The sequence below is a fragment of the Mucilaginibacter flavidus genome (genome assembly GCF_024055575.1).
In the GTDB taxonomy this organism is placed as follows: domain Bacteria; phylum Bacteroidota; class Bacteroidia; order Sphingobacteriales; family Sphingobacteriaceae; genus Mucilaginibacter; species Mucilaginibacter flavidus.
Genome location: NZ_JAMXOE010000001.1, coordinates 219,575 through 245,558 on the forward strand (window position 1 = coordinate 219,575; position 25,984 = coordinate 245,558).

Consider the following 25,984-nt stretch of genomic DNA (forward strand, 5'->3'; position numbering starts at 1 on the left):
AATGTTGTAAAAATTATATTATTACCGGCAATAATAATCTTCACAACACCCGCTAATAAAGCTTTATAGCTTTACCACCATTTGCTGCCCTGCATAACTCACACTTTTATCTGCTTTGCTGCTAATGTCAACGTTTTCGCCATGCCCTTCTTTTACCAGCACTATATTAAAAATACGTTTCTTCGGCATACCTGGGTAACTACCTTTTCTATCGGTAATAGTTAACTGGTTTAGTTTATCGTTCCACTTGAAACTAAAACTGGCATGATTACCTTTCTCGTAATTGTAATTGTCGTTCTCGTCTTCGTAATACTTAAAGCTACCATCGGCGCCGGCATAAACACGCAGTTCGATTGGGCCTCCCGGGTTTTGAGTGGCATATTCAATATTCGGGCCCATAGGTACTACCGAACCTGCCTTAACATAAAGCGGCATAGTCTCGATAGTTGCTGTTGCATCAATGGTTTGGCCACCCTCAAGTGCTTCGCCCGTCCAGAAGTTGTACCATTTGTTGCCTTTCGGCAGGTAAACCTGGCGTGTTTTTGCTATCGCATCGGCGTTGCTTGGAGTATACATTGGTTTGGTTACCGGGTTTACCAAAAATGCCGGGCCGAACATGTATTGGTCGGGTATGTTGTACACATTTTTATCGTTCCTGAAGTCAAATGCCAGTGAACGCATAATGGTATAATTATCATTGGTAACCTTTGCCGCCAGCGAGTAGGTATACGGTAGCAGGCGGTACCTTAACTTGTCATAGTTTAACAAAATTGCCCTGGTTTTTTCATCCCAGTTCTTTGAAAACAATGCCCGCTCGCCTTTGCCGTGGATACGCATGATCGGGCTGAATGTGCCAAACTGGAACCAGCGGGTAAACAGCTCACGGTACTTAGGCTGTGACCAATCTGGGATGCCATCTTTATCTACACGCGAAAGATAGCCGCCGATGTCCGACGTCCAATATGGAATACCCGAAACACAAGCATTAATACCCTGCGGAATTTGGTTACGAAGGGATGCAAATGTACAGGTAATATCAGACGACCATAAGGTGGCTGCATTACGCTGCTCGCCGGCAAACGACTGCCTGATAAGCAAGAAAGCGCGTTTGCCCGGTATATCTGCGCGCCATCCTTTGTAAAGCCCTTTTGAGTGTTCTAATGAGTAAGTATTAAAGTAATCGATGCCTTTGCCAACCGAAAAAACGGCTTTGCGGCGCTCGTCCAACAGGCTGCCGTTATCAGGCTCGCATTGGTCTACCCACCAGGCATCCCAGCCATAGCGTTTTATTACGCTATCGCGGGCCTGCTCCCAGTAACGCTGGCGGGCTTTGGGGTTATGGGCATCGTAGTAGGTATCATAAGTGTGTGTAACAAAATTATCCCAGGTAATGCTGGTTAAAAAACCTTTACTTTTTAAATCGTCAAAATCGCGCGTCCCGCTGCCAAATACCGGCCAAATAGATAACATGGCATGCATGTTTGCTTTATGCAGCTCGTCGATCATTGCTTTTGGATTGGGGTACCTGCCTTTATCCATCACATGAGAGCCCATAGGCAGCGGCGACCACCAGTACCAATCCTGCACAATGGCGTCAACAGGTATGTGGTTGTTGCGGTAATTATCTTTTACACCCAGGATTTCGTCCTGCCGGGTATATTTATCCTGCGACTGGAATAAACCCAATGACCACTTAGGGAACATCGGCGCACGCCCGGAAGCAGTGCGGTATAAATCGATAATCCTGTCGAAATCAGGGCCGTAAAAAAAGTAATAGTCCACCATTTTGCCGCTTTCGGATACGTATTTGTATTGGGTATTACCTGCTTCTGCGCCGTAAAAGTTTGATGCGGCGTAATTGTCCCATAAAATGCCGTAGCCTTTATTCGATAGCATTACCGGGATGGCGCCTGTCATGTACTTAATCAGCATTTCCTGGTTACGGCCTTTATAGTTGATAGATAATGAATCTTCGGGATGACAGCCTAAACCAAAAAGCGCTTCATCGGCCGGCGAATTGAAATTTGTAGTACAGCTATAGGTTGAGATGCCTGCTACCATTGCTGGCACCATGCTTTTATTTTCAGTGCCCTCGGCAATTATCACCTCACCTTTTTTGTTGGTGTAAGTTATAGCGTTGTTTGCTTTATTTATGCTGATGTTAAGCCTCGCAGTGGTAATAACTATTTGTCCGCTGTGTTCTGTAACCGTAAATGAAGTCTTTCCGGCCCAGGGATTATTTACTACCAGCGAGTTTTTGGCAGGGAAGGCGTCAAGAATGGTGTATTTAACTTCAACAATATCCGCTTTACAAATCTTTACGTTCATTAGGCCTTTATCAAGCTTGAACGTAACGCCATCGGCATTTTTTTTGTACGATATTACTGAGGCCTTCGTGGTGTTTACCAATAGCAAGGCAGTAAGTAAAAACGCAGCCGGTTTCAAAAGAAACTCTTTAGCAAAACTTTTTTTCATTTAACAGGGTTATTTTAGGTTTTGACCGTGGTTGAAGATCAGGGTCTAAAACTACTTTCGTTTTTTAAAAACAAATACCACAAATAGTAATAAGTGTAACACAAATGTTTACAATACCCATAATTTGGTGTAAGATGGTGTATTTTGTACGCTTTACAAAAAAGGTAGCTGGGCATCACCTTATAAAGTGCAGCTTTTTACCAGCGTACTTTATCCATTCCCTTGCAAACAGTTCGTGGCCGTTTGGCATGGGGTGTATGCCGTCCCACATCCAATATTCGGCAGGCGGATATTTGGCCGCCGACTGGTTAAAACTATCCTGCAAGGGAACAAAAATGGCATTAAATTCTGCTGCAAGCTTTTTGGCAACTTGCTGCCGACCGGTAACTTCACGTTTATAGTCAACCCATTTATCTTTTACCCGGCCAACTGGCAATATAAACGGCTCGCAAATAACAAGTTCAACCTGCGGCAACTGTTGTTTGGTTTGGGTTAACAGCGCGCGGTAATCGTTTTCGTAGCTTTCAACCGTAAATCTTTTATCGCCTCCAACTGCGTGCATGGTATCGTTAACGCCTATTAAAATGCTTAGCACATCGGGTTTTATTGCGATGGTGTCGTCGGCCCAGCGAGCGGCCAGGTCCATAACCGTATTGCCGCTTATTCCCCGGTTAAAAAAGTGAAAGCCCTTTTTGGGCAGCTGATACCAAAGTCGGGCGGCAATTAAATAGGCATAACCGTGACCCAAAACATGATTCCAATCCGTATTGCGGCTGCGGTTACCGTCTGTAATGGAATCGCCCTGGAACAGGAACGTAAAACCATTTCCTTCATCGTCTGACGTTATCGAAAAGCCATCCAACGCCGATGGAATGGCAAGTGCAGCAGCACCTGCCACCGATGCTTGTTTTATAAAATTCCGCCTTGATGATTCTTCTTTTTCGTGCATTAAATTATGCTGCTTATTTTGTACCGCGCTCCTTTTTGTGTGTTAAATGTGGTTACATAACCGTTGGCTGTTCTTTTTGAACCGGCCGTCACACCTGCAACCTTTATTGGCGCGCCGGTACGAATAGTGCATTTACCGCCGACTACCGCCAACACCGATGCACTTGTAAGTTTCATATCTTTCCACCGCATACTTACCTCAAAATTTCCGCGGGCCTTTAAACCGGATATTTCGCCGGTGGCCCACGCATCGGGAAGGGCGGGCAGCATATTTATTTCGTTGTTCTGGCTTTGCAGCAGCATTTCGGCCATGCCTGATACTCCGCCAAAATTGCCATCGATCTGGAAAGGCGGATGTGCATCAAACAAATTAATGTAAGAACCGCCACCGCCAGAGTATTTAGTACCGGAAACTGCCGTAGCTCTTAACAAATCTTTTATCATTTTGTAGCTATGGTTCCCATCAAGCAGGCGGGCCCAAAAGTTTATTTTCCAGGCGAGGCTCCAGCCGGTACCTTCATCGCCACGCAGTTCAAGCGTTTTTTTGGCAGCAGCGGTCAACTCCGGTGTATTTACCGGCGAAATTTGGTTACCTGGAAACAAGCCGAACAAGTGTGAAACATGGCGATGGTGTGGCTCGGGGTCTTCCCAATCTTTATACCACTCTTGCAAATTTCCTTTTTTACCAATATGGAACGGGTACAATTTAGCCTGTTTGGCAATGATGGTATCGCGAAAAGCTTTATCATCGCCTAACTCATTTGCGGCGGCAATTACATTGGCAAACAAATCGCGGATGATAGACATATCCATGGTAGTAGCAATGGATACACTGGCCTTTTTCCCTTTATCATCAAAAAAAGCATTTTCGGGAGACACAGATGGGGCGGTAACCAGGTAGCCGTCTTTATCGGGCACCAGCCAGTCTTCACAAAACTGGGCAGCGCCTTTCATTAACGGATAAGCTACTTCGCGAAGGTATTTTTTATCTTTTGTATATTGGTAATGCCACCACAAATGCTGCGACATCCAGGGCGATCCCATTGTCCAGTTGGCCCAGGTGGGGTCGCCTTTGCCTTTGTCGCCCACGGGGTTGGTAAGCGCCCAGATATCACTGTTGTGGTGCAGCACCCAGCCTTTGGCGTGGTAAAATTCTTTTGCAGTACGCCTGCCGGTAACAGCCACATTTTTTATAAAATCGATAAGCGGCACGTGCATTTCAGAAAGGTTGGCAACCTCAGCGGGCCAGTAATTCATTTGCGTGTTAATATTGGTGGTATAGTTCGAGCTCCAGGGTGGTCGCAGCTCCTTATTCCATATTCCCTGCAAGTTAGCCGGCACGCCTTTGGTTCGCGAGCTTGATATCAGCAGATACCTGCCATATTGAAAGTAGAGTGTTTCCAGGTCAGGGTCTTTCACGCCGGAAGTGTAAGCAACCAGGCGCTCATCGGTTGGAAGGCTTGCGTTGCTGTTATCGGCAGGGGTCGCCAACTTGAAGGATACCCGGTTGAAGAAGTGGCGATAATCGGCATAATGTGCCGCCAATAATGTAGGCCAGCTTTGCGCCGATGCCTTTTTCATATAATCGCCGGCTATTTTGCTTTCGTCCTTTCCTTCAGATACCGGGCATCTATCAAAGCCGTTGAAACTAGTGGCCGCCGAAAGAAAAATAGTGGCCTCTGTTGCGTTTTTAACATTAACACCTGTTGTATCAGCACTTATTTTCCCATCCTTGCTTACAGCCTTTATTTGCAGCTGAAAACGCATGCCCTTACAACCTGTAACATCATAAGTAATCGGGTTTGCCGAGTCGACGTAATTAGGGTCGGCGTGCGCCGGGGCTTTGCCTTTCATGGCAAGCTGGTTTCCCGGTAACATAACCATGCTATGCTTTAATAAGCTGGCTGCCCCTAATTTAAAATTCAGCTGTCCTGCTTTACTCGCAGTAAAGTGGATAACAATTACCTGGCTTGGTGCGGATATTATTACCTGCCGGGTATAAGTTACGCCATTAATGGTATAACGGGTTGTCGATATGGCGTTCCTGATATTAAGGTCGCGGTAGTAGGCGGTGGGTACGGTATCTTTTAAATCCTGGGTTATGGTTAAATCTCCCAGTGGCAAATACGATTCGGAATAATAGCCTTGCATATTTTTAGCATAATTGTACGCCTTTGCATAATCTTCATCCTTAAAAAGCGCTTCCCTCGCCAGTAATAAATTGGCATAGGCATCCGGATTTACGTTGGTGCGCACCGGGCCGCCACTCCACAGTGTAGCTTCGTTTAGCTGGATAAGCTCTTGCTTAACCCGGCCAAAAACCATGGCGCCCAGGCGACCGTTACCCAATGGCAAGGCATCCGTCCAAACCTTTGCGGGCTGTTTGTACCAAAGTTTTAGGTTATCCTGGCAAATGCCGGCGAAGGGGATTAAACAGGTAAAGAGGATAAGGAATTTTTTCATGCTTTTCAGTTGGGTATCGTGGTTAGTTGACGGTCAAATTGTCCGCCGTTGCCGCACAGGGCGGTGCCCTGTGCTGATGGATTTAGCCCTTTCAGGGCATTTTGTTTTTGAGTTCACATATGTGTTTCTGACCGTGAAGGGGTCAAATTCGCCAGCGATGGGCAACGCCCATCGCGAAACGACACACCAAAAGATGTTCCGCACATCCTAATTTCTATCTTGGCTCTTGATTCTTGTCTCTTGACTCTATTCCTACTGCGCCACCAACTTCAGCAGCACCGCCCCATGCTTATTAACCTGCTGATGATAGCTCTGCTTAAATATGCCCACGTCCTGTTTCTTCCAAAGGTCCCTTACGGCAATTTTACCGATCATGCCTATTGATGCAAAGGTAAAATCAATATCCTGCGGTTGCTCGCCCAGGTTAAACAGCGCTACGTACATGTCTTTGCTGCCCTGCGCGTGCGAGTACCATATTGTTTTTCCGTCTTTTTCAAACAACTGCCTTGGGTTTTCGCCTTGCTGGTTTACTGCAATAACTTCGGCGTTATTAAACAGGCTTAGTTCAAAAGGCCGGTTTTCGGGCAGGTTGCCGCCCAACATTAAGGGCGAGCGGAATATGCTCCAAAACGTCATGTGCGTATATTCCTCGTCCTCGGTAAAGCGGCTGTAGCGCTCCACACCCACCGGGCCTCGTTTTGACAGCTTGCCTATTTGTATCATGTCGCAATCGGGCCAGTGGCCCTGCACACCTACACCTTCCCATTGTTTAGCATACTTCATCATGCCGGTTATTTCTTTCCAGTTATCCCAAAAATCATCGGCCATGCGCCACATATTGGCATTCCTGAGCAAGTGGTCGGTTTCACCAACGGGTGTTGCACCCGGTGAAAGACTTAATACAATTGGCCGGGCGCAATGCTCAATAGCCTTATAGTAGCCTTCCACTTCGGGCTCGCTATAGGGCCGCGAAAGGTCATCCACTTTGATAAAATCAACGCCCCAATCAGCATATAACTCCAATATCGAGTTTAAATATTCCTGGGCGCCGGGCTTTTTCATATTCAGTCCGTACATGTGGTTCATCCAGGGGCATTTTGAATTGGTGTCGGCAATCATATCAGCAGTGATGCCGTTTGTTCCTTTCACCGGCGATTTTGCCCAAACCGCCTGTCGCGGGATGCCGCGCATAACGTGGATGCCAAATTTTAGCCCAAGGCCGTGCACATACTCTGCCAGCGGACCAAAGCCCTTGCCGCCAAATGCCGATGGAAATTTGTTGGGCTGCGGGCTTAGCCGGCCCCATTTGTCCATGGTGAGCCATGGAATGTAGGAACCATCCGGCAAGCGCTGTTGAAACGGGTTACCGATGTTGCTACCCGGAGGGTTATCGTACGACCATAAAAAATCGACTACAATATATTGCCAGCCAACTTGTTTCAGGTTTTTGGCCACATAATCGGCATTGGCTTTTACTTCATCCTCGTGCACGGCCGAACCGAAACAATTGTAGCTGTTCCAGCCCATGGGCGGGGTTAAGGCAACGTTTTGTGCCGGTGAGGAAATGGAAATTGATACTAAGGCGCAAACGAGCACGGCGTACAGGTATTTCATGACGGTTGTAAGTTCTCTGCGTTAATTAATTAAGGGTTTCTTCTTTTTCTTTACTGCGCAATTCAACAATGTATTCGGAGGGCAACATACCAAATTCCTCGCGAAAAACCTTGGCAAAGTAGGCAGCGTTGTTAAATCCAACTTCGTAGGCGACACTGGCAATGCTCAGCTTGCTTTTCTCAAGCAGCTGCACTGCCCGCTTCAGGCGGATGGTTCGGATACAGTCAACCGGGGTTTTACCGGTAAGCACCAATAGCTTTTTGTAAAGCGACACCCTGCTCAGGTTCATGTTCCGGCTCATTTCTTCAACCGAGAAATTCGGGTTCGTTATGTTCTTTTCAATACAGGCAAAGGCGTTCTTTAAAAACTTTTCATCTTCCGACACCACCTCGATACCCGATGCCTGCACATCAACCTGTTTCTGGTAAGTTTTAGTAATCTTTAACAACCCATGAATTTTCGACAGCAATATTTCAAAGTTAAATGGCTTAACAATATAATCATTAGCGCCGCTGTTAAGGCCTGTTAACTGGTCTTCCTGACTGGTTAGCGCCGTGAGCAAAATAATTGGAATTTGCGCCGTGCGGCTGTCGGCTTTTATTTTCTTGCAAAGCTCGATGCCATTCATTTCGGGCATACTTACATCGCTTACAATAAGCTTAGGGTGCAACGCAAGAGCTTTTTGCCACCCATCCTTGCCGTTTACTGCTTCAATAATATGGAAGCTATGCTTCAGGTTATCCTTTAAGTAAAATCGTAAATCATCATTATCCTCTATCAATAAAATAGCCGGCTTTTTTGAGGAGTTATTTACATTTTCGGCTGCCGGCAATGCAGGGTACAGCGTTTCAATCGCATCAGGAAGATCTATTAACGACTCTTCGTGTAAGTCGCCAACAGGCAACTCGATGGTGAAGCAGGTGCCATAATCGGGCTCGCTTTCAATTTTGATATCGCCGCCATGCATCTTAACAAATTCTTTGGTTATTGACAAACCGATACCGCTGCCCTGGTTAAGCAGGCTCTCAGGCATGTTGTCCTGGAAAAAGCGCTCAAAAATCTTTTCCTGGTTTTCGGCGGGTATACCGATACCTGTATCCATGATTTTTATCTCCAGTATCTTTTGGTCGTGCGCAAAAACATCGGGCGAAAACAAGTTTATCATTACACTTATATAACCGCCCGACTGGGTAAACTTAAATGCATTTGATAACAGGTTAAACAGCACCCGTTCAATCTTGTCGTGATCGTAATTTGTAACGAACGAAGTAACCTCGCTTTCAAATAGAAACTGTATCTGTTTTTGATGTGCCACATCCGTGAACGACGATGAAACCTCTTTTATAAAATGGATGATATCGCCCTTTTTCAGACTGAGCTTAAGCTCGTTATACTCCATTTTACGAAAATCGAGCAACTGGTTTACCAGGTTGAGCAGCCGTTTGCCGTTGCGTTTTATCATGGTAAGTTGTTGCTGCTGGTCAGGCTTCTCGGCAGTTTTTATTAAATCATCAATAGGCGACAATATCAGCGACAATGGTGTCCGGAATTCGTGGCTTACGTTGGTGAAAAATTTAATCTTCATTACGTCAAGCTGATGCATGCGGCGGGCCTCTTCGCGCTCGTTGGCGATTTGCCGTTCTTCCTCCAGCTTATCATGCTTAAGCCTGAATTCGTTCCGCAGCTTCATAATGCCGCGGTGGCGGATAAAAAACAAAATACAGCCTATTAGCAGCACGTAAAACACATAAGCAAGCGGCGACTTCCACCATGGTGGCAACACCTTTATATTGAGGATGATAATGCTGGTGTTACCAATATCGTTGATATTGCTTGCGCGCACTTTAAATACATAATCGCCGGCGTCAAGGTTGGTAAATGTTGCCTTGCGCGAATTGTTGGGCACCGACAACCATTGTTTATCAAAGTCTTCCAGCTTGTATTGGTAAACAATTTTATCCGGGTTAAAATATTCCGTGGCCGCAAACTCAATGCTAAAATCGTTTTCATTGTGGTTCAGTATCAAATTTTTTGTGCTGGTAATGGAGCTTTTGAGCACCACGTTGCCATTAATGGTATCGCCAGCGGTTACGCTTTTGTTAAACAGTTGGAAATCGGTAAACAGCAATTGGGGCTTGCTTTTTGTTATACTGATGGCAGCCGGGTTAAAAACATTAAACCCATGTGCACCGCCAAATATCATATCGCCATTGGGCCTTTTAATAGCGGCATAGGCATTAAATTCACGCCCCTGCAACCCGTCTGACTCATCAAATTTATTTATGTGGAAGGTGTATCCTCTACCAGCCTGCAGCGCTGTAATGGCGGCCATGCCATTAGGTGTGCTGAGCCAAATTTTGCCGTTGTTATCTTCCAGTATCTTCAATACATCATTGGCAGGCAAACCATTTGCTTCGTTGAGGTTGTAAAATTTATTTGTTTTGGGGTTTAATACGCTTAAGCCATCTTTGGCGCCCATCCACATCAGGCCGCGGGTGTCCTGCAAAATGGTATTTACATCGTTACCAATAAGGCTATTGGGGTTATTGGGCTGGTTTTTGTAATGCCGGGCTATTGTGCTGCCCGTGGCTATAAAATCGATACCCTTATCGCGGCCTATCCAGATGTTTTTTTGCCGGTCTTCATATATAATTGCAGTGTAGTTTGACAGCATCTGGTAATTGGGGTGCTGAAAACTATTGGTAGCCCTGTCGTAAATATTGATTGCACCCGCAAACGTGCCTATCCACAGCTTTTGCGACGAGTCTTCTATAATGGTATATACCCTGTCGTCTGATATGCTGGAAGGATCGGTGTCGTTATGTTTATAATGAACGAACCTGCCGCCTTCAAAACGATCCAGCCCGCCAAAATACGTGCCAACCCAAAGCTTATGATCATGGTCTATGCAAAGGCTTATCACCACATTGTTAGCAAGGCTGCTGGCGTCGGCGGGGTTATGTTTGTATTGGGTGTACGTTTTTGTGCCGGCATCGTAATAGACCAGTCCGCCGCCGTTGGTACCCATCCATAAGTTGCCTTTTCCATCATCTGCGAAGCAGTCCACATCCTCATAAGGCAGACTCCTGGCATCCGAAAGGTAATGCCTTACCAGCGGGAACTGGATGATACTTTTGTGGTAATAGCTTATCCCCTGCTTAAAGGTACCTGCCCAAATTATGCCGATGTTGTCTTTGTAAAGCACCGTACTGTTACCCTGCAGCGATTTAGCATCATCCTCCTTATTTAATACATATTGTATATTGTTATTGGCCGGATTGATGATGTTTATGCCCCCGTGGTCTGTACCAATCCATATTTTGTTGTCGTCGGCCTGTAAAATGCTATAAATAACATTGTAATTGAGCCTGGTGCTGCCGGTTTCGGTGCTGAAATGGTCGAGCACATCGGTGTTAGGGTTGTAACGGTAAACTCCAAGCGGACTATCAGCGGCAAACAGCCACAGGTTGTTTTGGTTATCAACACTTACCGAATACCTTTCGGGCTTGTTATTGTTGGCTTTGGATAATTTACTGGTTTGCGCAACTATGGTGCTGGTACGGACATCGAGTTTGTCAATTTCACCGTCGGAATAAACAAGCCACATAAACCTGTGGCCATCTTCCACAACGTCAGTCACAGCATCAGAGTGTAAAATGGAAATTGAATTATTACCGGCGCTGTTAAAAAAACTGGTTGTATTGGTTTTAGGGTCGTAGCAATATAAACCCTCGTTGTTGGTTAAAAACCAAAAATTACCCTGGTTGTCTTTTTTAATGTTGGTCAGCTGGTCGGTTAATACTTTATATTTAACGAGTTCGCGGGCGATGTCGTTAGAAAATTTTTCGGTGATCGCGTCGTATATGCTGAACCCGCTGTGGGTTTTTATCCAGAGTTTTTTGCCGGGGCCTTCAAAAATGCCTGCAACGGCATTATCTCCCAATGATGTTGGATCATTTGCGCGGTGTTTAAATACTTTAAATTTATAGCCGTCGTACCTGTTTAATCCACTTATAGTACCGAACCACATAAATCCCTCGGCATCTTTAAAAATGCTGCTCACCTGGTTTATCGACAAACCATTGGTGATGTCCAGGTGCGAAAATTGATACGTCGTGTTTTGTGCATACAGCCATTGCTGCATCACCATAAACAGGATAACAATTTTGTAAACTCTAAAGTGCATCTTTTTTGTTGGGAGACAAGAATCAAGATGACAAGATTCAAGATAAGAGAAAAAAAGCCGCAAAATTTACTGGCATTTTTCTTAATTTCTTACTCGTTAGTTCCTGCTCTTGATTCTTGCCTCTTGATTTCTTGGTTCTACTATCTTGGTTCTATTCTTAATCTAATCTATGCAATAATTGTTAATATAACAGTAATTAATTTTCAACTGCACGCAGCATAGCTATTTATCACATCAAAAAAACGTTAAATACAATTAAACCGCGTTTGCTGCGCGTAACAGGTTTATTTATTGGCTTGCTGCTAAAGCATTGGTGGTAAAGTTAGGGGTTTATACAGCACATGGATACGACAAATGTTAAATTTGATACCACAAATGTTACAGAAGGATAAAAATGTTAACCGCTAATTTTATATAAAAACTTTCCCCGAGGTATAGGTTTCCCTGAATTCGCGGGGCACGCATTGTTTTTTGCGTTTAAAAGCGCGGTTGAAATTAGAGATGTTGTTGAAGCCACATTTATAAGCGATGAGGGCAATGGTATAATTTGTATCAACCAACATGCGCGATGCGTGGCCCAGTCTTATTTCGTTAATAGTATCGATAAACGATTTGCCGGTACGTTTTTTAAAAAACCTGCTGAACGAAACGGTGGGCATATTTGCTATTTTTGCCGCCTCGGCAAGCGCAATTGGTTTTTCGAAGTTATCATATAAAAACTCAAACACCTTTTCAACCCTGCGGCTCTTATAGGCAAATTTCTCGCTGGCAAAGCCCGGCTCCGACAACAACTTTATATTTGGCGCGACCGATAAACTGTGCAGAATTGACAACAAGGCCAGTACGGCCTCGAACTGGGTTTTCTGTTTTAAATTCACGATGCTGTCCAGCACGCCCACTGCTGTTTCCTGCGAAAAAAGTATACCGCGCTGGGCATTGTTAAACATGCTTTTGAGCATGCTTAGCTGGTTGCGTTTTAAAAAGCCCTCTCCAAATAAATCCTTATGAAACTGGATGGTTACTTCCTGTATGTCGCCGGGTTTGCGCTGATGGTTGAACCAGGAATGGTACAGGTTGGGGCCGATAAACACCAGCTCGATATCGTCAACCACGCCAATGCTGCCGCCCACAATACGTTTGGCGCCTTTGGCATTTAATATCAGGGTGAGTTCATATTCGCTGTGATAGTGCAGCGGGAAGTCAAAATCCTTTTTTATTCTTGACGATATGGTGAAACAATCGCCCGGAGTTAAAGGTGTTATTTCGTGCATTACGCCCGGAGTGACTGCCTGGTACATTGTTTTTAAAATTGGAGGTTGTTATTTGGTTTTGTAAAGCTATGGCATTACAATTTTTATTAATCCCACAAAAGTTTATGTTTATATAACAAATGTTAACCGGCGAGTAAATAAGGATGAGATTATTGGGAGTAAACGGCTTTTAAGTGATCCGAACAACGGCGATAAAATAAAAAAGAGCAAAACGCCAATGCATATTGCTCTTCAAATAAGAGTTTTAAAAAACTATCCCCTTGGCCTTTTCAAATTAAAGGCGACCAGGTAATTAATTTCGTCGGTAAGTATATTTTTTGCAGTTGGTAACTGGCTTTCGTTGTATGATGATTGCTTTAGTCCCTTTTGAGTCGCATGAAAGACCTGCAATAACATTTCGGGACCAACTTTTATGGACACAGCCGGAAAATAATCTTTATGAAGTTTTGAGCGGCCACTAGCTGTAACCATGCTCAATTCCCAAATATCGTCGGCTTTAAAGCCGTGCTCGCTGGCGGCATTCATTAAATCGTACAGGTACATACGGGTTTGAGCATCTACAGTTTGTACGCTCATGCTTATTTAGGTTTTTTGCCTGTGGCAATTTCAGATTTCGAACCTTTTTCTGACTGGTACGACGATACCTTTTTATTTGCGTTAACGCTCGGGGCTTTTTTTACCTCTTTGATGGTCTTTTTGTCTTTGCTCATTATTGGTAATGTTTAATGGAATAAATAATTAAACGCAGATACCAGGGTATTATTAGCCGAATGATAAGTATTGTTTAAGAAGATAGACGAAACAACGTTTAAACGCAGCTACTGCGGTAGTATGGAAATTTTAAAGGTAGGTTTTTTAAAGCAAAGTTTGGCTGCTGGCCGATAATAAATATCATAAGTCTCAAACTGGCGCAAGTTCCCTCAATTGTGCGAGATTAAGGGAGCATAATAATGGGATAACTAATACCCAAGCGCAACACCACCCGGAGGGGAAAAAATAAAGTGGGTAACCAGCTTATCCAGCAGCACAAACGCGGCAATAATAAGCGCAATACCGGCAACCTCGTTAAGCCGGTGCACAAATTTTACCGATATACGGTCGCGCAGCTTATCGGCATAAAAGGCTTTTGTGGTATCCAGGCCAAACTGCACGATAAGGATAGTTAAAAACATTATCCCGATTTTCAATGAGCGATTGGGCACACCTTCGTGGTAAACTGTACTTGCCGCGCCAATCACTATCGTCCAATGGAATAAAATGGTTGGGTTAAAAATGCACATCACAAAGCCTTTCAAAAAGTAGCCTGCGCGGTGCAGCTTGGTGGGGATGGTGTTCTTATAGTTTATTTCAGACTTTTTGAACATGTAGTAAATACCGATGGCAAACAGAATGGCGCTGCCAAATATGCCTGCGTAGGTTTTATCGTGTGCGGTAATATCAAAATATTGTGAGCCGAACAGTATGGCGCCAACAAAAACCATGTCGCTGCAAACCACGCCCAAAGCTAATGCAACACCTGCATGGAAGCCCTTTTCGATGCTGGTTTTTATTAATGCAAAAAACACAGGGCCGGTTAAAAACGTAAGCACTAACCCAAACCCAATACCCGAAATAATAGCTTCTATCATTAATTAAGGCTTATGTGCCAGTTAATTTTAAAAAAGGCAGCACGAATATGCAACTTTATATAGTAAACAACCAAACTTAAAATTGTGATTTATTAATTAAAAAATATAGCAGAATTATAAAAAATCCCTATGTTTAGTGTTTCAAATACACCGCGTGTATAAACCTAATTAAAACAATGGAACAAAAAAACTCAAAAAATTACGGCTCTGCCTTGCTTACGCTTGTTACGGTATTTTTCTTTTGGGGCTTCGTAGCCGCCAGTAATGATATTTTAATACCTGTTTTTAAGGAGAAGCTTAATTTAGAACAGTGGCAATCGCAAATGATATCGTTCGCTTTTTATTTTGCCTATACTATTGGTTCGTTAATTTACTTCTTTATCTCGCAATCAATAGGAGGCGATATATTAAACAAGTTTGGCTATAAAAATGGTATAGCCGCGGGCCTGGTGCTTTCAGCCCTGGGTACTTTATTGTTCTATCCGGCTGCCGAAGCTGCTTCGTTCCTTCTAATGATATCTGGTTTATTTATTGTCGGTCTTGGATTTTCGCTTCAGCAAATTGCCGCCAATGCTTTGGTTGTAGCGCTTGGTGACCCCAAAACGGGTGCCATGCGTTTAAGTTTAACGGGCGGGGTAAACAACTTTGGCACCACTATAGGGCCGCTGTTGGTAAGCTTAGCCATTTTCGGCCAGGTTGGAGGTACTACTCACGTAGCAAGTATCAGCGCGGTAAAATTTCCATACCTTATATTAGGTGCGTTATTTATAGTTGTAGCTATCATTTTTAAATTCTCCAGCGTTCCCGACAAAATTCCAACTGTTACCGACGAGGTAATTACATCGCCAACGGACTCGGCAAAAGGCACAAAAACGCCAAAAACTGCCGACAGAAAAAACGCATTCAGTTATCTTCAATTGTCGTTAGGCATGATAGCCATATTTGTTTATGTAGGGGTTGAGGTATCAACCGCAAGTAATTTACCTGCATTTATGAAAGAGAAGCTGAACATCCCAACCGCTAACATTGCCCCTTTCATATCTTTATATTGGGCCAGTTTGATGATTGGACGATGGACTGCCTCCGTAGGTGCATTTAGCTTCGGCGACGGTATAAAAAAAGCGCTAAGGTTTATTATGCCTTATATCGCTTTCGCAGTATTCCTGGCTGTTAACCGGATTGCCCAGCACGATGTTACGCCGTTTTATATTTATGCATTTGTAATTGTAGTATTAATAATTGCCGATTTGTTAAGCCGTGGCAATCCTGCGCGCCAGCTTTTAATTTTCTCGGGTTGCGCAATAGCCGCATTATTCATCGGCATGATGTCATCGGGCATGGTAAGCGTGTTTGCGTTTATTAGTGTTGGTTTATTTTGCTCAACACTATGGCCATGTATTTACACACTTGCCGTTACCGGCCTTGGCAGGCATACGAACCAAGGTTCAAGCTTTTTAATCATGATGATTATGGGTGGTGGTGTAATAAGCTTATTGCAAGGCTACTTAGCCGACAATCATCTATTGGGTATTCAATGGTCGTACCTGGTTGGTGTTGGCTGTTTTGCCTATTTAGCATTTTATGCTATTAAAGCTAAAAGCGCATTAAAATCACAAGGTATCGATTTTGATAAAGTAGAATTGCAGGGAGCACACTAAGCCCTTCGCAGGATAGTCATTAAGTCATTGGTCATTGGTGTAAAAACTGGTGACCAATGACGTTTTTAGTCTAATCCTTCGGCTCAAATACAAATGACTAAAGATACTGACCAATGACCAAATTATCCTTCGATCGGATTTATATGAACCTGGCAACCGATCTTGCTAGTCGCTCGCATTGCGTAAAAGCCCAGGTAGGTGCTGTTTTAGTGAAGGATACACGCATCATCTCAATCGGTTACAACGGACCTCCGGCTGGTACACACAATTGCGATGAAGAATGGCCTGAAACCGGATGCGCCCGCGACTCAAAAGGTAGCTGTTCACTTGCATTACACGCAGAGCAAAACGCCATACTTTATGCAGTTAAAAACGGCGCCAATCTTGAAGGTGCTACATTGTATACCACACTATCCCCTTGCCTGCCCTGTGCAAGGCTCATCTTTTCTGCAGGTGTAAAAAGGGTTTTTTTTGATAAATCCTATGCTGCCTATAAAGGCATCGGCAGTGATGAAGGGGTTGATTTTTTGAACAAGTTTGGGGTGAAGGCTACCAGATTTGAACATGATTCAGCGATTTAAAAGATTTACAGGATTCGTTTGCAGCCAACGATTAGGAGATACTGTAAGTACCAATAACCTTAACTTACAGGAAGCTAAAAATCATTTAAATCCTACTAATCCTTAAATCGTGTCAAGCAACGGTTCTACTTTACTCAAAGCAAACAGTAACTGTTCATCAGGCGTCAAATCGGTATTATCCAATATAATTGCATCCTCGGCCCGCACCAAAGGGCTTTCGGCGCGGGTGGTGTCCTGGTAGTCACGGTGGGCCAGGTTTTCAAAAACGTCTTCCAGGGTTATATCGGGGTTGTTCGGGTGCAGTTCTTTGTACCGCCGCTCTGCCCGGATCTTGGGATCGGCAGTCATGAAAATTTTAACAGGGGCATCAGGGAAAACGGCGGTACCTATGTCGCGGCCATCCATCACAATGTTTTTTGATTTGCCCATGCGTTGCTGCTGCTTCACCATCTCGTGCCTAACTTCGCGTATAGCTGATACAGAACTTACCAATTCAGAAACTGGCATTTGCCTTATCTCATCTGATACCTCTTCGTCGTTCAGTGTAATATGGGTCTGGTAATCGCGCGAATGGAAATTAAGGTGGATATTTTTAAGCGCTTCGGCGATTTGTTGATGATTTGTTAAATCGATATTGTTCCTTAAAAAATATAAGGCAACCGCCCGGTACATTGCCCCGCTATCAACATAAATAAAATGGAGTTTTTTGGCCAAAGCTTTTGCCAAAGTGCTTTTTCCGCATGATGAATAGCCATCAATTGCAACTACTATATTGTTACCCATGTGAGGCGAAGGTAGTGAAAAAGTAGGCAGTTGGCAGTGAGCAGTTGGCAGTTTTTTTGAAAAAATCGACAGTGGCGGCTGCCTTTCCCGTAAAAAAAGCAGGTGGCTGGCCGTGACGAGTTTGCAGTTTATCAACAATAATGTCGGGCGTCGCTGCAAACTGCCAACCGTAAACTGCAAACTTTCTCCTAAATTCGCCCTATGAATTTTAACAAAGCCGAACTGCAAAAAGAAACCACCTACAAGGCATCGCGCAGCGGCGGCAAGGGCGGACAAAACGTTAACAAGGTATCCAGTAAAGTTGAACTGCTGTTCTCGGTAGATAATTCCGCCTTGTTTACCGAGGAAGAAAAGGCTGTTCTAAACGAAAAATTACAAAATCGTTAAAACAAAGATGGCCTGGTGCAAATAATTTGCGACGAGGAGCGCAGCCAATATTTAAATAAGGAAAAAGCAATTGAAAGGCTTATAGTTTTACTAACCAAAGCGTTACACAAACCAAAAGCACGCAAGCCCACCAAAGTAAGCAAAGCCGTTAAGGCAGCCCGGCTGGACTCAAAAAAAATAAATTCGGCAAAAAAAGAAAGCCGGAGACGAGTGATTGGAGATTAGAGACGAGAGATTAGTTAATTGCGGCAGGCCGTTTTTGAGTGGGCTTAATCCCAGACAACTAATTTCTAATTAACCAACCTCTAATCTCTCTACCTAAACCTATACAGGGCAGTTATACTACCCCATTGTTCTGATCGCACCATTTCTTTGGTTTCCTGCGTATGGAAAATAGCAGCGGCGTCAATAACAAATCGACCGGTTGTAAATGCTACGCCAAACTGGTTGCTAAAAATAAACGGCTCTTTAGTACCCCTTATTTCGATGCTGCCGGGGGCGTTGTGATTGTTAAATAAACCGCCTTCAATAGTTGCATCGTACAACACATAATTTAATAGCGGCTTGTAGTAAAAAAATATCTCGTGTGCATGTAGTGGCGCTATGGTTTGTGTTTTAATAGCGCTGCTTTGTGTAGCTACCGAGTTAAATAGCTGGTTAAAGGAGCCTACGCGCAACATCCCGCCCGCACCTGCGCCGCTAAAGCCATTGCCCAGGTTTACATAAGTTGCGTATGAAACATCAATCCAGCTACCCCGTGTTATCAGCCCGTTAAATGCGGCCGATAGATTAAGCTGCGCCTCGTTGTGTATCTGGAACTCCCAGCCATCGGGGTGGTAAAAACCAAAGTGATCATGCACATAATCCTGCACCTCTTTGCCGTAAGCGCCCGGCCCAATAATACCTACCTGGGCGCCAAGTTTTAAGTTACTTTCATTTTTATACAGGAAGTTGAGCGTAGCACCGGCGTAAAGGTAGCCAGCAAAGGGTCTGTCGACCAGGTAAGGCTGGTCAGCACCTTTAAACAGCACGCTGCCACTTTGGGGGTTATATATTTTTTGGCCAAACTCAATACCAAACACTTTGTTAGCCAGTTTACTGTCTTTGTACACGGTTAACGCGTGTCGGTAATGCAGGTAAATACCATCGGTATAATACCTGTCTGAACCTTGCAACAAGTAGGAATCATTGTCGGTTTGTAAGCCTATTTCGGTACTGTGTGATTGGGCTAAAACGTTTGCAGCACAAAAAAAGCTAAAAAGGAAGGGTAAAAATTTTATTCTCATCCGGTTTTTTTGGATTAACTGCCTAAAATAGCAAAAGCCCCGATAATTCAGGGCCTTTGTAAATATTTTTACCTTTTAATATTAGAACGTATAGCCAATGCTGAAACCGCCTTCGGCAATTACGCCATCGTCGTATAAAACGGGTACGAACGCTATCCTGAAATTAATACCGCCATTATCCTGCTGAAAGCGATAGCCTAATGTAGCAGTACCTATAAAGCCGGTTATGTTATCAAATTGAAAAAACGTTCCATTAGTGGTGCCATGCGAGCGTACAAAAGTCGTGCCTGCGCCAATTTCAATAAAACTATTGGGCGCTGTGCGGGTTAACCCGGCCAGGTAATTTATTTGCAGGGGGACAGACGCCACCCAATTTGCACCGGTGTTGTAGTAACCTGCGCCAATCCTGTAACCCCATTTGTCCCTTCTTTGACCAAAACGGGTGTCGTAGTTAATGGTAAGTGCAAGTCCCGGGCCACCAACTTCCAAAAATACTGTACGGGGCTTTTTAACGTCCTCAACTGTTGTATCCCTTTTAATAGGGTTTGCTTCAAGGTTTTGGGCTCTCAAATAAAATGATGATGTGATAAAGAGCAATAAAAAAACGGCTTTTAGGGTAAAAGTTTTCTTCACTTTTTTAAATTGTTTGGGGTTTATTAACTGTTAGCATAATTACTTTATAATTACGATAACATGTAATACGCTGATGCTGCTAAAAAAGTTTCAGCTTATACCGGCTACGTATTACAACGGCTTCCTGATTTGCCAAGTTACAGGCAATTTCAGGAAGCCGTTAGCCAAAGATATTAACAAACGTGGATTAAGCTGCAGGATTGCTAACAGCTTCTTTTACAGCAAGGTCAATCGGGTCAATTACCTTTTCATTTAACAGTGCCAGGTCAATAACCTCACGCATTTCGGTAACGTAATTAAATTTAAGGTCTTTTATATAATCTTCCTTAATTTCTAATATATCTTTCCGGTTTGATGCGCATAAAATTATCTCTTTTATGTTGGCACGTTTGGCGGCAAGTATTTTTTCTTTGATACCCCCTACCGGCAACACACGGCCGCGCAGGGTTATTTCACCGGTCATGGCCAGGTGTGGTTTTATTTTACGCTGGGTAAAGGCCGATGTTAAAGCAGTAAGCATTGTGATACCTGCCGACGGCCCGTCCTTCGGCGTAGCGCCTGCCGGAACATGCACATGTATATCCCACAAATCAAAAAGCCTCGGGTCGATATCAAAATATGATGCGTGGGCACGCAGGTAAGCAAGTGCTATAGTAACCGATTCCTTCATTACATCGCCAAGGCTGCCGGTTAAGGTTAATTTGCCTTTACCGGGGCTTAAGCTGGCCTCAATGAACAGTATATCGCCGCCAACCGATGTCCAGGCAAGGCCGGTTACTACGCCGGCGACATCGTTACCTTCATAAAGGTCTTTATCAAATATTGGTGCGCCGAGTATTTTTTCGACTTCCTTTTTGTTTACGGTGGGGTTATAGGGTTCTTCCATGGCAATATTTTTTGCCACACCACGCACCAGCGAGCCTATTTTTTTCTCAAGCGCACGCACTCCTGATTCACGGGTATAGTCGACTATCAATTTTTCGATAATCTCTGGCTTAACCACCACGTCCTTCGCTTTCAGCCCATGCGCCTCACGTTGTTTCGGCACAAGGTGTTGTTTGGCTATTTCAATCTTTTCTTCAATAGTATAGCCATTTACTTCTATAATCTCCATACGGTCCAGCAGTGCCGGCTGTATGGTGCTTAAAGAGTTTGCTGTCGCGATGAACATCACATTCGAGAGGTCGAAATCCATCTCCACATAGTGATCGTAAAAAGTGCTGTTCTGTTCAGGGTCGAGCACTTCGAGCAACGCAGAAGACGGGTCTCCCCTGAAATCATTACCTACCTTATCAATTTCATCCAAAATAAAAACTGGATTGGCTGCGCCGGCTTTTTTTACCGATTGGATGATGCGACCAGGCATTGCGCCGATGTATGTTTTACGGTGTCCCCTTATCTCGGCTTCATCACGGATGCCACCTAAAGCCATCCGCACATATTTACGCCCTAATGCTTTAGCTATAGATTTGCCAAGTGATGTTTTGCCGACGCCCGGAGGGCCAACCAGGCAAAGAATAGGCGCTTTCATATCGTGCTTCAACTTAAGCACCGCCAGATATTCAATAATACGTTGTTTTACTTTATCCAGACCAAAATGATCCTTGTCCAGAACTTTTTGGGCCCGTTTCAGGTCGAAGTTATCCTTGGTAAATTCGTTCCACGGTAAATCAAGCAAAAGCTCAAGGTAATTTATCTGCACCGAATAATCAGCTGCAGCTGGGTTAGTACGTACCAGTTTTTCAAGCTCTTTATTAAAATGGTCTTTAACATCCTTGCCCCACTTCTTTTTTGAAGCGCGCAGTTTCAGGCTGTCAATCTCCAGGTCGGGCGATGAGCCGCCTAGTTCTTCCTGTATGGTTTTTAGCTGCTGGTTTAAAAAGTAATCGCGCTGCTGCTTGTCCAAATCAACCCTAACCTTGCTTTGAATTTGGTTTTTAAGTTCCAGCATCTGCAGGTCTAAAGTCAAGTGCTCAAGTACCAGGTTTGCCCTGTTGCGCAGGTTGGGTTCTTCCAGCAATTGTTGTTTTGCCAGCATGTCGGCATTCATGTTTGATGATATGAAATTTATCAAAAATGAAGTGCTTTCGATATTGCGGATGGCGATACCGGCTTCGCTGGGAATATTTGGCGACAGCTGGATAATGCTCATAGCCATATCCTTTATCGACGAAACCATCGCCTTAAACTCTTTATCCTCTTTATGTTTCGACTCTTTAAAAGGTTCGATCGTAGCTTTGATATATGGAACGCTCTGTACTTCGTCCTTTAAAACAAAGCGTTTTTTGCCCTGCAGTATAACGGTGGTGTTACCGTCAGGCATTTGCAGCATTTTTACGATGAGTGCAATGGTGCCTGTTTTGTTTAACTGGGAAAAAGAGGGGTCCTCAATCGCCACATCTTGTTGAGCAACTACCCCAATCATCCGGCTGCCTTTATTTGCATCGCGGATAAGTTTGATTGATTTATCGCGACCAACGGTTATCGGGATAACGACACCGGGGAACAATACGGTATTGCGCAGCGGTAGTATGGATAATATGTCCGGCAAAGCCTCATTGTTCATTTCCTCTTCGTCTTCGGTCGACATCAGGGGAAAAAACTCTGAATCTTCATTTATTACCGGTAAAGCACTTTTAAAATCAAATGGATCAAAATTCATCAACTACCTTTTATGTTTTGTATAAAAACGTCATATTGTCAGCCCGCAAAGATACGGGCAATTTTACACAGGTTAAATAACAATAATTCCTGTGGTATTACTATGGTTCAAGAGGTGTGCCAATAAACAGCAATAATCACCTACAATTGTTTTTAGGCTATAAAACACTGATAATATGTGTATTACAAACACTGTGGGTTATAACCTAAAAAAATAAAATTATTGATAAAGATGAAAAAAAGTCATATCATCGTGGCCTGTTTGATAAATTATTAGTACTACCAACACAAAAAAAGCTGTAATGGCATAATATTTTCTTGCTATAACAGTTTACATATATACTGTTTTGATAATCACAAATAGCCCTGGATGAAGATTTCGGTAATTATTTCTTTTTTAATTATTTCTTCTGTTGAAAACCTGGTTGCTCAAAATTCCTATATCAAATTAGGCCAACAGGCTTTAATGGACGGGGATTTTAAAGTTGCTGTGGCACAGCTTGAACGGGCATGCTTAATTGATTCAACCAATTCGACCGCTTTGCTGATGCTGGGCTATTCTTACTACCATAGCGAGAATTATAAAAAGTCGATTGCTGCTTATACAAAAGAAATTGCGATAAACCCAACGGATGCAACCGCCTACTACTACAGGGCCAGGGCAAAGGGCTATTTAGGCAAGGACAACCAAACCAGCCCTGCCGACAAAGAAAAGTATTTATTAGGAGCCATATTCGACCTTACCAAAGCCATTGCTATCGATCCGGATGACACCCGGAACAAATATTACCAGGTTAGGGGCATTGCTTACCGCGAATATGGTGTATTTAAAATGCAGTCTACCGGCCACTCCTACGATAAAGCCAGGGCAGTTAATTCGTTAAAAGCGTCGATTGCCGATTTGGAAAAAGTATTGAACGATAACTCCGGCCGGATGGATATTTCGGCTTTGATCGACCTTTCGAAACAAAAACTCGCCGAAGCACAAGCGCATAAATAAGTCCGTAGTCGTTAATCTGAAGTCTTCAATATATAATTTCGGTTAAATACAAAACACCTGATAATCAGCTTGTTTCACAGCGTTCCGGGTGTTCCGCGTGTAAAAATGGAACATTTTACGTGGCAAATGTGCTTTTTTTGAACCCGTTTCCCTCGATGCGCCCCCTCTCCTTTGGCGAGGGCATGGTGAGGTAAAGACCAATCGTCCGGGTATCGCCCTCAATCCATTGGAATGTTTTCTTAGTCGAACGCACATTAACTTAAGATTTTAGACTTAAGACTAAGAGCTTTATTTCTGAATCACCCCTTGTATTCTATAATGATTATTGCCCATCAATTTAACATGCTGGTCTTTTTCAATCAAATATAGCGAGTCGGGGTAGTAGCTTAACTTTTCAACGTCTTTGTAAAGCATGTTTTCGGTTTTTATATAAATAACCATCCACTTTACTTTGTCGTTTTCTTTTTTGATAATAATCTCGCGAACCTTAAGCTCAGGCGTTTTGGCTTTGTATAGCAGCAGACTGTCACCAGTTGCTATAGTGTAGCTGCTTTTCCAGGCAGGGCGATTAATGTCGGCACCAATAAAGGTGTCCAGTTCCTGGCCCCAATTTTCAATCTTTACCTTTTTTGTTTCGGTTACACCGTTATGTCTTACAGTTTTTAAAACATAGGGATTCAGCTTTTTAAGGCGGGCAGTATCGGCAGTAAAATAGCCTTTAATATCAAAGTATTGCGCGGAGCCGCCGGTTTCGGCAGGCTTGCAGGCCAGGCTGCCTGTTAACAGGCAACCGGCCAAAGCAGTAACAGTAAGTAATTTTAACCTACACCAATACATTCCCGCCCATTTGTTCAGGAATTGCTATCCCTAAAATTTTCAATATGGTTGGCGCAATATCGCCCAGTTTACCATCTTTAACCTGTTTTACATCGTCGTCAATAACAATGCAGGGAACAAGGTTGGTAGTGTGGGCCGTGTTTGGCGTACCGTCGTCGTTTATCATATAATCGGCATTGCCGTGGTCGGCTATTATTATAAACGAATAGCCGTTGGCAATCCCGGTTTCAACAACGTCGCGGGTGCAGGCATCGGCAGTTTCAGCAGCCTTAACAACCGCGCTGAATACCCCGGTATGGCCCACCATATCTGTATTGGCAAAGTTCAAAACAATAAAATCGGCCCATCCGCTTTTTAGTTCGGGGATAATGGCGTCGCGTATGCCTTCGGCACTCATTTCTGGCTGTAAGTCATACGTCGCCACTTTTGGCGAAGGCACTAACAGGCGCTTCTCGTTGACAAATTCCTTTTCGCGGCCGCCTGAAAAAAAGAACGTAACATGCGGGTATTTCTCAGTCTCGGCAATTCGTATCTGGTTCTTTCCGGCGTCTTCCAATACTTCGCCCAGGGTTTTTGACAAGTCATCCTTGGTAAATACCACCTTTACATTTTTAAACGTTTCATCATACGTCGTCATTGTGATATACTCGAGGTTCAGCGGATGCATATTATATTCAGGGAATGCCTTTTGGGTTAAAGCAAGCGTGATCTCGCGCCCCCTGTCGGTCCGGAAGTTGAAGCAAAGCACCACATCGCCTTCTTTGATCACCGCCAGCGGCTTTCCGTCTGCGCCGGTCTTTACAATCGGTTTAATAAATTCGTCGGTAACACCTTGCAGGTACGATTCTTTGATAGCCTGGATAACATCATTGGTATGCTGGCCTTCGCCGTTTACCATCAGGTCGTACGCCAGTTTTACGCGTTCCCAACGGTTGTCGCGGTCCATGGCGTAATACCTGCCTATTGCCGAGGCAAGCTTTACATTAGTATTTTCAATATAATCCTCAAGCTCTGTAATAAAGCCTTGGCCCGATTTTGGGTCAGTGTCCCTGCCATCTAAAAAGGCATGGATAAATACTTTATCTAAATCATAGGCACCAGCGGCATCGCACAGTCCCTTTACATGTTTTATATGCGAGTGTACACCACCATCAGATACCAGGCCGATGAAATGTACGTCTTTATTGTTTTGCTTTGCGTATTCAAATGCTTCCTTTATAACCGGATTCGTGGGGAATTCGTTATCGTCGACAGCCTTGTGTATGCGGCCAAGTTCCTGGTAAACAACACGGCCCGCGCCGAGGTTCATATGCCCAACTTCGGAGTTGCCCATTTGCCCGGCAGGCAAACCAACAGCTACACCTGATGCTTCCAGTTTGGAGTTTGGATATTTTTTTAGCATTGAATCGAAAAAAGGCGTATTAGCCGCCACGATAGCATTCGATGCGTCATTACGGCCGTAACCCCAGCCGTCCAGAATTATTAGCGCGATTTTTTTTTGTTTTTCCACAATGCAAATATAAAGGCAACGTTGTTAGTTGTATAAATATTTATTGATTAAGTTGATTAAGTG

Annotated in this window: 20 protein-coding genes; 5 read left to right on the forward strand and 15 right to left on the reverse strand. The window is 43.9% G+C overall.

Features of this window, described 5'->3' with window-relative positions; translation table 11 throughout:
• Window positions 1-63: 63 nt before the first annotated feature.
• From NAF19_RS00970 to NAF19_RS01005, 9 genes are all read right to left on the reverse strand, one after another.
• The gene (locus NAF19_RS00970) at window positions 64-2,475 is read right to left on the reverse strand and encodes a glycoside hydrolase family 31 protein (protein ID WP_252787869.1); all 2,412 of its coding nucleotides are present in this window, start codon (window positions 2,473-2,475) and stop codon (window positions 64-66) included.
• A 175-nt stretch (window positions 2,476-2,650) separates the two neighbouring features.
• On the reverse strand, window positions 2,651-3,424 hold the full coding sequence (locus tag NAF19_RS00975) for an SGNH/GDSL hydrolase family protein (RefSeq protein ID WP_252787870.1): 774 nt from the start codon (window positions 3,422-3,424) through the stop codon (window positions 2,651-2,653).
• A complete protein-coding gene (locus NAF19_RS00980) occupies window positions 3,424-5,886 on the reverse strand; it encodes a glycoside hydrolase family 95 protein (protein ID WP_252787871.1) in 2,463 nt (820 codons plus the stop codon). The genes NAF19_RS00975 and NAF19_RS00980 overlap by 1 nt, the downstream gene beginning before the upstream one ends.
• A 252-nt stretch (window positions 5,887-6,138) precedes the next feature.
• Complete coding sequence (locus tag NAF19_RS00985) at window positions 6,139-7,500, reverse strand: glycoside hydrolase family 27 protein (protein ID WP_252787872.1); 1,362 nt, start codon at window positions 7,498-7,500, stop codon at window positions 6,139-6,141.
• A gap of 25 nt (window positions 7,501-7,525) precedes the next feature.
• The gene (locus NAF19_RS00990; RefSeq protein WP_252787873.1) at window positions 7,526-11,686 is read right to left on the reverse strand and encodes a hybrid sensor histidine kinase/response regulator transcription factor; all 4,161 of its coding nucleotides are present in this window, start codon (window positions 11,684-11,686) and stop codon (window positions 7,526-7,528) included.
• Window positions 11,687-12,096: 410 nt separating this feature from the next.
• A complete protein-coding gene (locus tag NAF19_RS00995; RefSeq protein WP_252787874.1) occupies window positions 12,097-12,984 on the reverse strand; it encodes an AraC family transcriptional regulator in 888 nt (295 codons plus the stop codon).
• Between the two features lie 225 nt (window positions 12,985-13,209).
• A complete protein-coding gene (locus NAF19_RS01000) occupies window positions 13,210-13,533 on the reverse strand; it encodes a hypothetical protein (protein WP_252787875.1) in 324 nt (107 codons plus the stop codon).
• 2 nt (window positions 13,534-13,535) lie between these two features.
• The gene (locus tag NAF19_RS30500; protein ID WP_256484188.1) at window positions 13,536-13,667 is read right to left on the reverse strand and encodes a hypothetical protein; all 132 of its coding nucleotides are present in this window, start codon (window positions 13,665-13,667) and stop codon (window positions 13,536-13,538) included.
• Between the two features lie 249 nt (window positions 13,668-13,916).
• The gene (locus NAF19_RS01005; RefSeq protein WP_252787876.1) at window positions 13,917-14,585 is read right to left on the reverse strand and encodes a LysE family translocator; all 669 of its coding nucleotides are present in this window, start codon (window positions 14,583-14,585) and stop codon (window positions 13,917-13,919) included.
• Window positions 14,586-14,761: 176 nt separating this feature from the next.
• Here NAF19_RS01005 and NAF19_RS01010 point away from each other — a divergent pair, with 176 nt between their 5' ends.
• Together NAF19_RS01010 and NAF19_RS01015 are read left to right on the forward strand one after the other, a co-directional pair.
• A complete protein-coding gene (locus tag NAF19_RS01010) occupies window positions 14,762-16,243 on the forward strand; it encodes an MFS transporter (protein ID WP_252787877.1) in 1,482 nt (493 codons plus the stop codon).
• A gap of 113 nt (window positions 16,244-16,356) precedes the next feature.
• Window positions 16,357-16,824: a deoxycytidylate deaminase gene (locus tag NAF19_RS01015; RefSeq protein WP_252787878.1), complete on the forward strand. Its 468-nt coding sequence runs from the start codon at window positions 16,357-16,359 to the stop codon at window positions 16,822-16,824.
• Between the two features lie 102 nt (window positions 16,825-16,926).
• On the opposite strand, the gene cmk is transcribed toward NAF19_RS01015, so the two are convergent.
• Entirely contained in the window at window positions 16,927-17,607 is a 681-nt protein-coding gene (gene cmk / locus NAF19_RS01020; RefSeq protein WP_252787879.1) for a (d)CMP kinase, read from the reverse strand.
• Window positions 17,608-17,808: 201 nt separating this feature from the next.
• Here cmk and NAF19_RS01025 point away from each other — a divergent pair, with 201 nt between their 5' ends.
• On the forward strand, window positions 17,809-17,994 hold the full coding sequence (locus NAF19_RS01025; RefSeq protein ID WP_252787880.1) for a hypothetical protein: 186 nt from the start codon (window positions 17,809-17,811) through the stop codon (window positions 17,992-17,994).
• Between the two features lie 15 nt (window positions 17,995-18,009).
• Window positions 18,010-18,219, forward strand: a complete 210-nt coding sequence (locus NAF19_RS01030; protein WP_252787881.1) for a hypothetical protein — start codon at window positions 18,010-18,012, stop codon at window positions 18,217-18,219.
• 89 nt (window positions 18,220-18,308) lie between these two features.
• Here NAF19_RS01030 and NAF19_RS01035 read toward each other — a convergent pair whose 3' ends face one another.
• The 3 genes from NAF19_RS01035 to lon form a co-directional block, all read right to left on the reverse strand.
• Window positions 18,309-19,280, reverse strand: coding sequence for a lipid A deacylase LpxR family protein (locus NAF19_RS01035; protein ID WP_252787882.1), 972 nt, complete (start codon window positions 19,278-19,280; stop codon window positions 18,309-18,311).
• An 81-nt stretch (window positions 19,281-19,361) separates the two neighbouring features.
• Entirely contained in the window at window positions 19,362-19,913 is a 552-nt protein-coding gene (locus NAF19_RS01040) for a hypothetical protein (protein WP_252787883.1), read from the reverse strand.
• A 187-nt stretch (window positions 19,914-20,100) separates the two neighbouring features.
• Entirely contained in the window at window positions 20,101-22,575 is a 2,475-nt protein-coding gene (gene lon, locus NAF19_RS01045; RefSeq protein ID WP_252787884.1) for an endopeptidase La, read from the reverse strand.
• A 369-nt stretch (window positions 22,576-22,944) separates the two neighbouring features.
• Here lon and NAF19_RS01050 point away from each other — a divergent pair, with 369 nt between their 5' ends.
• Window positions 22,945-23,574 (forward strand): tetratricopeptide repeat protein, encoded by a 630-nt coding sequence (locus NAF19_RS01050; protein WP_252787885.1) that lies wholly within the window; start codon window positions 22,945-22,947, stop codon window positions 23,572-23,574.
• Window positions 23,575-23,862: 288 nt separating this feature from the next.
• Here NAF19_RS01050 and NAF19_RS01055 read toward each other — a convergent pair whose 3' ends face one another.
• Window positions 23,863-24,411, reverse strand: a complete 549-nt coding sequence (locus NAF19_RS01055; RefSeq protein WP_252787886.1) for a hypothetical protein — start codon at window positions 24,409-24,411, stop codon at window positions 23,863-23,865.
• Window positions 24,398-25,921 carry a 2,3-bisphosphoglycerate-independent phosphoglycerate mutase gene (gene gpmI / locus NAF19_RS01060; RefSeq protein WP_252787887.1) on the reverse strand — a complete coding sequence of 508 codons (1,524 nt, stop codon included), beginning with the start codon at window positions 25,919-25,921 and terminating at the stop codon, window positions 24,398-24,400. The genes NAF19_RS01055 and gpmI overlap by 14 nt, the downstream gene beginning before the upstream one ends.
• Window positions 25,922-25,984: the final 63 nt, after the last annotated feature.